The sequence below is a fragment of the Nguyenibacter vanlangensis genome (assembly GCF_013376155.1).
Taxonomy (GTDB): Bacteria; Pseudomonadota; Alphaproteobacteria; order Acetobacterales; family Acetobacteraceae; genus Gluconacetobacter; species Gluconacetobacter vanlangensis.
Window position 1 is genome coordinate 1 of record NZ_JABXXP010000074.1, and the last position, 9,122, is coordinate 9,122.

Annotated in this window: 9 protein-coding genes; 6 read left to right on the plus strand and 3 right to left on the minus strand. The window is 63.4% G+C overall.

Annotation, left to right across the window (positions count from 1 at the left end; genetic code table 11):
• The 5 genes from HUK84_RS06355 to HUK84_RS06375 all read left to right on the plus strand — a co-directional run.
• Positions 1–479 (plus strand): NAD(P)-dependent oxidoreductase (locus HUK84_RS06355; RefSeq protein ID WP_281362741.1); only part of this gene is annotated, 479 nt, incomplete at its 5' end.
• Between the two features lie 188 nt (positions 480–667).
• Positions 668–1,708 (plus strand): NAD(P)-dependent alcohol dehydrogenase, encoded by a 1,041-nt coding sequence (locus HUK84_RS06360; protein ID WP_176639530.1) that lies wholly within the window; start codon positions 668–670, stop codon positions 1,706–1,708.
• Between the two features lie 62 nt (positions 1,709–1,770).
• Complete coding sequence (locus HUK84_RS06365; RefSeq protein ID WP_176639531.1) at positions 1,771–2,718, plus strand: AraC family transcriptional regulator; 948 nt, start codon at positions 1,771–1,773, stop codon at positions 2,716–2,718.
• Positions 2,719–2,740: 22 nt separating this feature from the next.
• A complete protein-coding gene (locus tag HUK84_RS06370; RefSeq protein WP_176639532.1) occupies positions 2,741–3,532 on the plus strand; it encodes an SDR family NAD(P)-dependent oxidoreductase in 792 nt (263 codons plus the stop codon).
• Between the two features lie 79 nt (positions 3,533–3,611).
• Positions 3,612–4,547 (plus strand): ABC transporter substrate-binding protein, encoded by a 936-nt coding sequence (locus HUK84_RS06375; protein WP_176639533.1) that lies wholly within the window; start codon positions 3,612–3,614, stop codon positions 4,545–4,547.
• Positions 4,548–4,590: 43 nt separating this feature from the next.
• Here HUK84_RS06375 and HUK84_RS06380 read toward each other — a convergent pair whose 3' ends face one another.
• Complete coding sequence (locus tag HUK84_RS06380) at positions 4,591–4,968, minus strand: winged helix-turn-helix transcriptional regulator (RefSeq protein ID WP_176639534.1); 378 nt, start codon at positions 4,966–4,968, stop codon at positions 4,591–4,593.
• A gap of 112 nt (positions 4,969–5,080) precedes the next feature.
• Between HUK84_RS06380 and HUK84_RS06385 the strand changes: the two genes are divergently transcribed.
• Positions 5,081–6,097: a zinc-binding alcohol dehydrogenase family protein gene (locus HUK84_RS06385; RefSeq protein ID WP_176639535.1), complete on the plus strand. Its 1,017-nt coding sequence runs from the start codon at positions 5,081–5,083 to the stop codon at positions 6,095–6,097.
• Between the two features lie 98 nt (positions 6,098–6,195).
• On the opposite strand, the gene HUK84_RS06390 is transcribed toward HUK84_RS06385, so the two are convergent.
• A complete protein-coding gene (locus HUK84_RS06390) occupies positions 6,196–8,592 on the minus strand; it encodes a TonB-dependent receptor (protein WP_176639536.1) in 2,397 nt (798 codons plus the stop codon).
• Between the two features lie 239 nt (positions 8,593–8,831).
• Entirely contained in the window at positions 8,832–8,963 is a 132-nt protein-coding gene (locus tag HUK84_RS23510; RefSeq protein ID WP_281362743.1) for a hypothetical protein, read from the minus strand.
• Between the last annotated feature and the right edge of the window lie 159 nt (positions 8,964–9,122).

The following is a 9,122-nucleotide window of genomic DNA, read 5'->3' on the forward strand; positions in this document are numbered from 1 at the left end:
CGCTGGCCGCGCGCGGCTATGCCTGCCGGAGCTGGAGTCGCACCCCGCGGCCGCTCGACGGGGTCGCCGGCTTTGCCGGGGCGGCGGAACTGGACGATTTCCTGGCCGGGGCCGACATCCTGGTCTGCCTGATGCCCTTGACCGAACAGACGCGCGGGATTCTGAACCGCGATCTGTTCGCCAGGCTGCCGCGCGGGGCCTGCCTGATCAATTGCGGCCGGGGCGGGCATCTGGTGCAGGCGGACCTGCTGGAGGCGCTGGCCGACGGACAGGTGGCGCAGGCGGTGCTGGACGTGACCGAGCCCGAGCCGCTGCCGGCCGGCCATCCGTTCTGGGACCATCCGCGCGTGATGCTGACGCCGCATATCGCCAGTTCGTCGCAGGCCGAGAGCGGGGTCGACATGGTGATCGCCAATATCCGCCGCCACCGCAACGGCGAGAGAATGGTGGGCGAGATCGACCGCGCCGCCGGGTATTGAACCAAGGGCGCAAGCGACGGCGCGCGCCGTCCGATCACGTCTTGGCCCGATCACGTCTTGGATAGTACGCAAAAGAGTATCGGCCGAAGGGAAAAAACGACCTAGACGCATGCGATGCGGCACGTCTTAATCGGGGCAACAAGAAGCGGCTCCCCGACCAATCGGGAGATCCGCCGGGGGAAAAGACGATGCCCGTTGCTCTCGTTCTCGAACGCCAGCGTGAGCTGTCGCTGCGCGATATCGACCTTCCCGATACTCTGGGCCCGCGCGATGTCAGGGTGCGAATCCAGACGGTCGGTATTTGCGGCAGTGACGTGCATTATTATACGCATGGCCGCATCGGCCATTTCGTGGTCGAGCAGCCGATGGTGCTGGGTCATGAGGCATCCGGGGTGGTGGTGGAAATCGGCGCCGCCGTCACGAACCTGAAAATCGGCGACCGCGTGTGCATGGAACCGGGGATCCCCGATCCGACCTCGCGTGCGTCCAAGCTCGGGATCTATAATGTCGATCCCGCCGTGACCTTCTGGGCGACGCCGCCGGTGCATGGATGCCTGACTCCTCTGGTGGTGCATCCGGCGGCGTTCACCTATCGCCTGCCGGACAATGTCAGCTTCGCCGAAGGTGCGATGGTCGAACCGTTTGCGATCGGCGTGCAGGCGGCCGTGAAGGCACGGATCAAGCCCGGTGACGTCTGCGTCGTGACCGGCTGCGGGCCGATCGGGATGATGGTGGCGCTGGCCGCGCTCGGTTCCGGGGCCGGCAAGGTCATCATTTCGGATATCGCGGCCCCCAAGCTGGACATCGCGGCACGCTACCATGGGATCTTGCCGGTCAATGTCACGCAGACCACGCTGCGCGACGCCGTCCGTGCGGAATGCGGGGCGGATTGGGGCGCCGACGTGGTGTTCGAGGCCAGCGGCAGCCCCCGCGTCTATGACGACGCGCTGGCCGTCGTCCGGCCCGGCGGCACGCTGGTCCTGGTGGGCATGCCGGTCGACAAGGTCGCATTCGACATCGTCGCGGCGCAGGCCAAGGAAATCACGATCGAAACCGTGTTCCGCTACGCCAACGTCTACGATCGTGCGATCGCCTTGATCGCGTCTGGAAAAATCGATCTCAAGCCGCTGATTTCCGGAACCTACGATTTCGCGGATTCGATCGCGGCGTTCGAGCGTGCGGCCTCCGCGCGGCCGACCGACGTCAAGCTGCAGATCCGGATGGCATAGACCGGTCGAACGCCTGGCTGCGTTCCGTCAAGAAGATATAAGAACCAAGAAGAACGGACATCATGGCCCACGGCACGCATTCGGCCCGCAAGACGCGTGTGGCGACACCGGTCTTCGAGATCGTGCGGCGCGAACCGCGCAGCAGCTTCGTCTGGCATACGCACGACTATCCGGCGCCGTGCGCGAGATGGAACTACCACCCCGAATACGAACTGCACCTGATCACCAAAGGATGTGGACATTATATTGTCGGCGACTATCTCGGTTTCTTCACGCCGGGACATCTCGTTCTGATCGGACCCGACGTGCCGCATGGCTGGTTCAGCGACATGGGGCCGGACGAGGTGGTGCCGGGGCGTGACGTGGTCCTGCAGGTCGACGGGTCATGGTTCCAGGGATTGATGACGCTCTGCCCGGAACTTGACGTCCTGCACGAGCTTCTGGCCGCGTCGCGCCATGGGGTCGAATTCCTGGGGCCGGAAGTCGCGCGCCTCGGCGCGCGTCTCGCCGGACTCGGTACGATGGACGACGCGGCACGGATCCCGGCCATCATTGACCTGCTGCTCGACCTGTCCCGGTGCCCGCGGCGGACATTGTGCGGCGCCGGCCTGACTCTCTCTTCGGACGACATGGAGATGGAGAAAATAGACCGAATTATCAGAAGGATCATGGAAAATAATACAATCTTCCATCGTCAGTGCGACATCGCGCGAGAGGTCGGGCTGTCCGCGTCGGCTTTCTCGCGGCAATTCCACCGCGCCACCGGCGATACGTTCGTGTCTTTCATGAAAAAGCTGAAGATCGGGCGGGCGTGCCAGTTGCTGACGACGACCGACGCATCGGTCGCCGATATCAGCGCGACGATCGGATTCAGCAACCTTTCCAATTTCAATAGGCAGTTTCTTCAGGTTCGCCGGACGACTCCCTCACGCTATCGGCGGGATGTCCGCCGCCTGATCCGTCACGAGGGCACGTCGGAAGCGGCCGAGGCGCCTGGATGCCACGCATAACCATGAAAAACGGGGAAAGATCATGGATCTGGGACTGAAGGGTAAAGTCGCGGTCATTACCGGCGCCAGCGTTGGCATCGGCCTGGCCGTGGCCAAGGGACTGGCGTCAGAAGGCGCCGATCTCGTGTTGGTGGCGCGGCAGAAGGATCGCCTGGACGAGGCGGCGGGACGGCTGTCGGCGGAATGCGGCGTGCGGGCGGTCGGCGTGGCGGCGGACATAGCCACGGCGGACGGCGTCGATGCGGTGCTGCGGCGCGTGGATGTCGGGTTCGGCGGCGCGGACATTCTGATCAACAATGCCGGCACGGGCTCCAACGAGACGATCATGCAGGCCGATGACGCGAAATGGCAATTCTACTGGGACCTGCACGTCATGGCGGCGGTGCGCCTGGCGCGGGGCCTCGCACCGGGCATGAAAAGGCGCGGCGGCGGCGTCATTCTGCATAACGCGTCGATCTGCGCCGCGCAGCCTCTGTGGTACGAGCCGATCTACAACGTCACGAAAGCGGCGCTGCAGATGTTTTCCAAGACGCTGTCCACGGAACTGATCGGGGATAATATCCGCGTCAATTGCGTCAATCCCGGCCTGATCCTGACGCCGGACTGGATCAAGACCGCCAAGGAGTTGACCGCGCGTTCGGGCGGCGACTGGCAGTCCTATCTGCAGGGCGTCGCGGACGAGCATGCGCCCATCCGGCGCTTCGGCACGCCCGAGGAACTGGCCCATTTCTTCGTGTTCCTGTGTTCCGACAAGGCGACCTACAGCGTCGGCTCCACCTATTTCGTCGATGGCGGCATGCTCAAGACACTCTGAATCGTCGACGCTCCGAACCGCCGCATCGCGCTATCCCTCCCGCGCCGCCTCCGTGCGGTGCCAAAAATAAGAGAAAGACATGAAATATCTGAAGAAGGCCGCGCTGCCCGGTGCGCTGCTGGCTTGTGGCCTGGCGTTCGGCGCGCATGCGGCATATGCCAAGGACCTGCATGCCGTGGGCATCTCGGTCGGCTCTCTCGGCAATCCGTATTTCCTGTCCCTCGTGAAGGGGGCTACCGACAGCGCGCACGCGATCAATCCGGACGCGCGCGTGTTCGCGGTGTCGTCCGATTACGACCTCGGCAAGCAATCGTCGCAAATCGACAATTTCATCGCGTCGGGCGTGGATCTTATCCTGCTGGCAGCCGCCGATCCGCATGCGATCGGCGCGGCGGTGAAGCGGGCGAAGGCGGCCGGGATCGTGGTGGTTGCCGTCGATGTCGAAGCGGACGGCGCCGACGCAACCATCCAGACCGACAACAAGCAGGCGGGCAGGCTGTCATGCGCCTTTCTTGCCTCCGCCATCGGGGGCAGGGGCGCCGTCATCATCCAGAACGGCCCGCAGACCTCGTCGGTGATCGAGCGTGTCGACGGATGCAAGGAATCCCTGGCCAAGCATCCGGACATCCGGATCCTGTCCGACAACCAGAACGGCAAGATCTCCCGCGACGGGGGGCTGGACGTCATGATGGGGTATCTGACGCGCTTCCCCGATTTTCAGGGACTGTTCACGGTCGCCGACCCCCAGGCGATCGGTTCCAACCTCGCGGCCCGGCAATTGCGGCGCAGGGGCATCGTCATAACCTCGGTGGACGGCTCCCCGGACGTGGTCGACGCGCTGAAGACCGATACCCTGATCCAGGCCACCGCCAGCCAGAATCCGGCAGAGCAGGGGTCCCTGGGCGTTCGGACGGGCTATGACCTCATGAACGGAAAGAAGCCGGCGCAGGACGTGACGCTTCTGCCGCCGCAACTGGTCGATCGCAAAAATGTCGCGACTTATAAAGGCTGGTAACGAAAATCGTCACGAATTCTGATTCCGTTCAGGGCGCCGAGAATCAGGATGAACGCGCGGTCCCGCTCCCCGGCGCGATGGACCGCGCCGGCCCTGTGTGCGCATCGCCCCAAACCTTCAGCGCCATGATGACCGGCTCCAGGCTGCGTCCCCGCTCGGTCAGGCTGTATTCGACCTTCGGCGGCACCTCCGCATAGACGGTGCGTGTGACGAAGCCGTCCTCCTCCAGTTCACGAAGCTGCATCGTCAGCATGCGCTGCGTGATATTGGCCAGGCGCTTGCGGATCGCGTTGAAGCGCAGCGTCCCGTCCAGCAGGTGATAGAGAATGACTCCCTTCCACTTGCCGCCGATCAGTTCCAGCGTCGCCTCAACGGTGCAGCCGGGACTGCAATCCAGGGCCTTGTGACGAATACGGGGCATGACGGTATCATTTCCGATACTATGGGTGTTATATGTGCGTTCTTGCGGTCTTCGATCATAGACCCCCATCTTCTGCCCATACAACAGCCCATACGACAACGGAGCAGAAGCCATGCGTGCCGTCGGTTACCTGCCCCCCCTGCCAATCGATCATCCCGATGCGCTGCAGGATATCGACCTGCCGCGCCCGGTGCCGCAGGGTCGCGATTTGCTGGTCGAAGTCCGGGCCGTCTCGGTCAATCCGGTGGATACGAAAATGCGGCGGAACGCGGCGCCCGAAGCGGGAACCTGGGGCGTGCTCGGTTGGGACGCCTCGGGGATCGTCGTCGCGACCGGCCCTCAGGTAACCGGCTTTTCGGTCGGCGATCCGGTATTCTATGCGGGCGCATTGCAGCGCCCGGGCACCAACGCCGCGTTCCATCTGGTCGATGAGCGCATCGTTGGGCACAAGCCGCGGTCACTGTCCTGGGCCGGGGCGGCAGCCCTGCCGTTGACGGCGATTACGGCTTGGGAAATGCTGTTCGATCGTCTCGACGTCCGGCGCGCCGTGCCGGGCGCGTCACCGTCGATCCTGATCGTCGGCGGCGCGGGGGGCGTGGGGTCCATCGCCATCCAGCTTCTTCGCGCGCTGACGGACCTGACCGTCATCGCCACGGCGTCCCGCCCCGAAACGCAGGCCTGGGTGCGCGACCTGGGCGCCCACCACGTCGTCGATCACACCGCCCCCCTGGCCGCGCAGGTCGCGGCCCTGGCCACGGGTGCGCCGGGCTTCGTCTTCTCGACCACGCAGACCGAGCAGCATGCCGGCGACATTGTCGACCTGCTCGCGCCGCAGGGGCATTTCGGCCTGATCGACGATCCGGCCCGGCTCGATGCGTTGCCGCTGAAGCGCAAGAGCCTGTCTTTGCACTGGGAATTCATGTTCACCCGCCCCCTGTTCGGCACGGCGGACCTCGCCGGACAGGGGGCGCTGCTGAACGAAATCGCATCACTTGTGGATGCCGGCCGCATCCGCACGACCCTGGCGGATCATTTCGGCACGATCAACGCGGCCAATCTCCGCAAGGCCCATATGCTGCTCGAAAGCGGCAAGGCCAAGGGCAAGATCGTTCTGGAAGGATTCGCATAAGGACGACCGCCTGACGCTTTCCTTTCCCCAGGGCCGACGGCGCCGATCGGCCGGACGTCCGAACCATCGGACGTCCGGCAGCGCGCCCATTCAGGCCATCAGAACCCGGTTGAGATCGTGACGACGGCGGTGAAGGGGACCTGGAGGTAATAGGCGGGGAGACCGCCCTTGACGGTGCTGCCATACACGCCGGTCGTGGTGTTGGCATTGGTCTGGAAGGTATAGATCCCGCTGCGCAGCTTGGCATTTGTCAGGTTCGACATGTTCAGCTGGATCTGCGGCGATTTCATGAATCCGACCGAATGGAAGCGATAGCCGACATTGACGTTGTCGGTGATGAATTGCGGGATCGAACTGTCATTCATGAAGGTCGCGTACTGCTTGCCGGTATATTTCAACTGGACACCGGCGAACAGCGAGCCGTCATCGTAATCCAGGCCCAGGCTGGCCTGCACCTTGGGGCTTTCGATCTGGGTCTTGCCCGCCGTGGGCAGATAGTCATTCACCGTCTTGCCGTGCAGCGTGCCGGTTGCGGCCAGATTGTTGTCGATGCGCGCGTCGAGATATTCAAACGCGACATAGGGCCGCAGATGGAACCAGATCGGTCGCGTGGCAAGCTGGACGTCGACGCCGCGGCTGGTCTGGCCGCCGGCATTGACCGTCTGGCTGTAGGGCGCGCCGTTCTGATAGAAGCTCAGGCTGAGCTGGCGGTTGGTGAAATTATAGTTGAAGAACGAGATGCTGCCGACCAGCAGGTCGCCGTTATAGCGATAGCCCACCTCTTCCGAGATCGAATATTGCGGTGCCGACGCGCCGCCGCGCTGCGTCTGTGCCGGCGAGGTGTTGCTGTAGTAATCGACCAGCGAGGTATTTTGCGGCATCTTGAAATTCGTGGCGCCGCTGACGTAGATCTGGTTGCGGCGGTCGAAATTCCAGCTTATGCCGACCTGCGGCAGCGGCTCGGACGCGCTGAGATTGCGGTTATAGACCGTGTTCGGCACGTAGTTGTAGATACGCCGCGTCATCATGGCTTCCTTGAAGCCCAGGTCGATATGCAGCCGCTTGTCGAAATAATCCATGCTGTCGCCGATGAACAGCATGTTGACCTGCGACAGGCTCAGGAAGTTGCGATATTTCCAGGGCTGGCCACCGGGAAGCTGGTACAGGCTGGAAACGCCCCAGATATTCGCCGGCTCGCCGGTCACCTGGTTGACATAGCTCACTGGCGAATATTGCAGCAGGTTGGCATATTCATACCACCATCCGGCCGTCAACTGATGATGCGACCCGAGGCGGTAATTGAATTTCAGCGTGTTGCCGGGGCGGAACTGTTCCTGGTTCGACGGGGTCAGGGCGACGGCCTGCTTGGCCCCCAGATCGATGGCGGCCGGCTGGCCGCCATAATAGGTGCTGCCCTGGGTCAGCAGGCTGGCGCCGGTGCCGTTGCCGATGCCATGCCAGAAATAGGCCGTATCGTCGATCGAGAAATCGGGGGTGACGACGACATGGGTCGGCAGCACCGCCACCACGTCGGCAAAGGGATTGACGTGCAGCTTGTAGAAATTGGTGCCGTTGCTATTCACGCCGGTATAGTACGGCAGGTAGTTGTTGCTGTATCCGTTCGCCTTGTATTGCGCCAGGTTGGGGTTCAGGAAGGAATCATTGACCTGGTCGTTATAGGACACGGTCAGGCCGGTATGGCTGCCGTTCTCGAAATCCTTGATCAGCTTGAAATCATAATGGTACTTGTCGGCCATGCCGGGGCCGCGCCAGTTGTTGGCCTGGGTATGGCTGAACGAGAACATGGCCCGCACGCCGCTCGACCCGATATCGCCGGTATTCAGGCGCAGGAACTCGCGCGTCATGTCGAACGAACCGAACGAGATATCCAGCAGGCCGCCGCGCGTATGGGTCGGATTGCTCATGGTGGCGGAAACCAGGCCGGCCGCCGCGCTGACGACCGGGCTGTCGAGATTGACCGAACCCGGCTGCAGCGACACGGTTTCCAGGTCCTCGGCTTCCAGGACCTCGTTGGAATAGAACTGGCCGCCGCCGATATCGCTCAGCGGCATGCCGTCCAGAGTCCAGCCGATATTGGTCTGGTCCAGCCCGCGGACCTCGGTCGCCCCCGAGAACAGGCCGTAGGAATCCTGGTCCTGGACGTTGGCGCTCGGCAGCATCCGCAGCAATTGCTGGATGTTGGTGGTGGGCGATTGCTTGGCAATGAAGTCGCGGGTGATGGTCTGCACCGCCTTGGTCGCCGTCTCGACCCGCATCAATCCGCCGCCGGGCGCCCGCGTCCGCGCCGTCCGGCCCGTCACGCTCACTTCCTCGGCGCGCGGCGCATGGGCGTCCCCGGGGGCGTCCCCCTGCTTCTTCTGCTCCGCGCCGGTCTTCTTCTCGACCGGCGTCGCACTTCGGGCGGCTGGCACGATGGTCAACGCGCCCGCCAGCATCGTCGCCACCAGCAGGCACGCACGAAATCCCTGTTCCATCGCTCAGATCCCCACTCAATTCAATTTCGACACGATAAGACGTTCCGCCGTAAACCACATCCCGGGCCGGGTTGTCGACGGTCAAGATGCGGATGCCCCAGCACGGCGCATATGCCAGAGCAAAAAACCGATCGACTGTTGCAGAAAAGACGACACCGATACGGCATTCCCGCCGGCGGCGGCGCCCGATGTTCCACCCGGGTGCCCGTGGGAACATGCTTCATGGCGGTTATTTCTTATTATTTCAGGAATATTTCTTCGGGACTGTTGTAAGCGTGCATCGTCACCGAAGTTTCACGGGGCATCGGTGCGCTCAGCGGATAGGGACGTTGGCGAAATTTTAACATTGCAAAAACGGCCTCTTCGCTCATGCTCCATCGTCGCTCCTCGCCTCTTTCCCGCCGCGCGCTCCTGGTTCTCTCCGTTGCCTGCGTCCCGGCGTTGCCGGCCGTCCGGCCAGCCCATGCCCAGGCAACCCCCGGTCAGGCGGCGCCCACCCGCGCCAGGACGGCCCACCATGGGGCATCCCG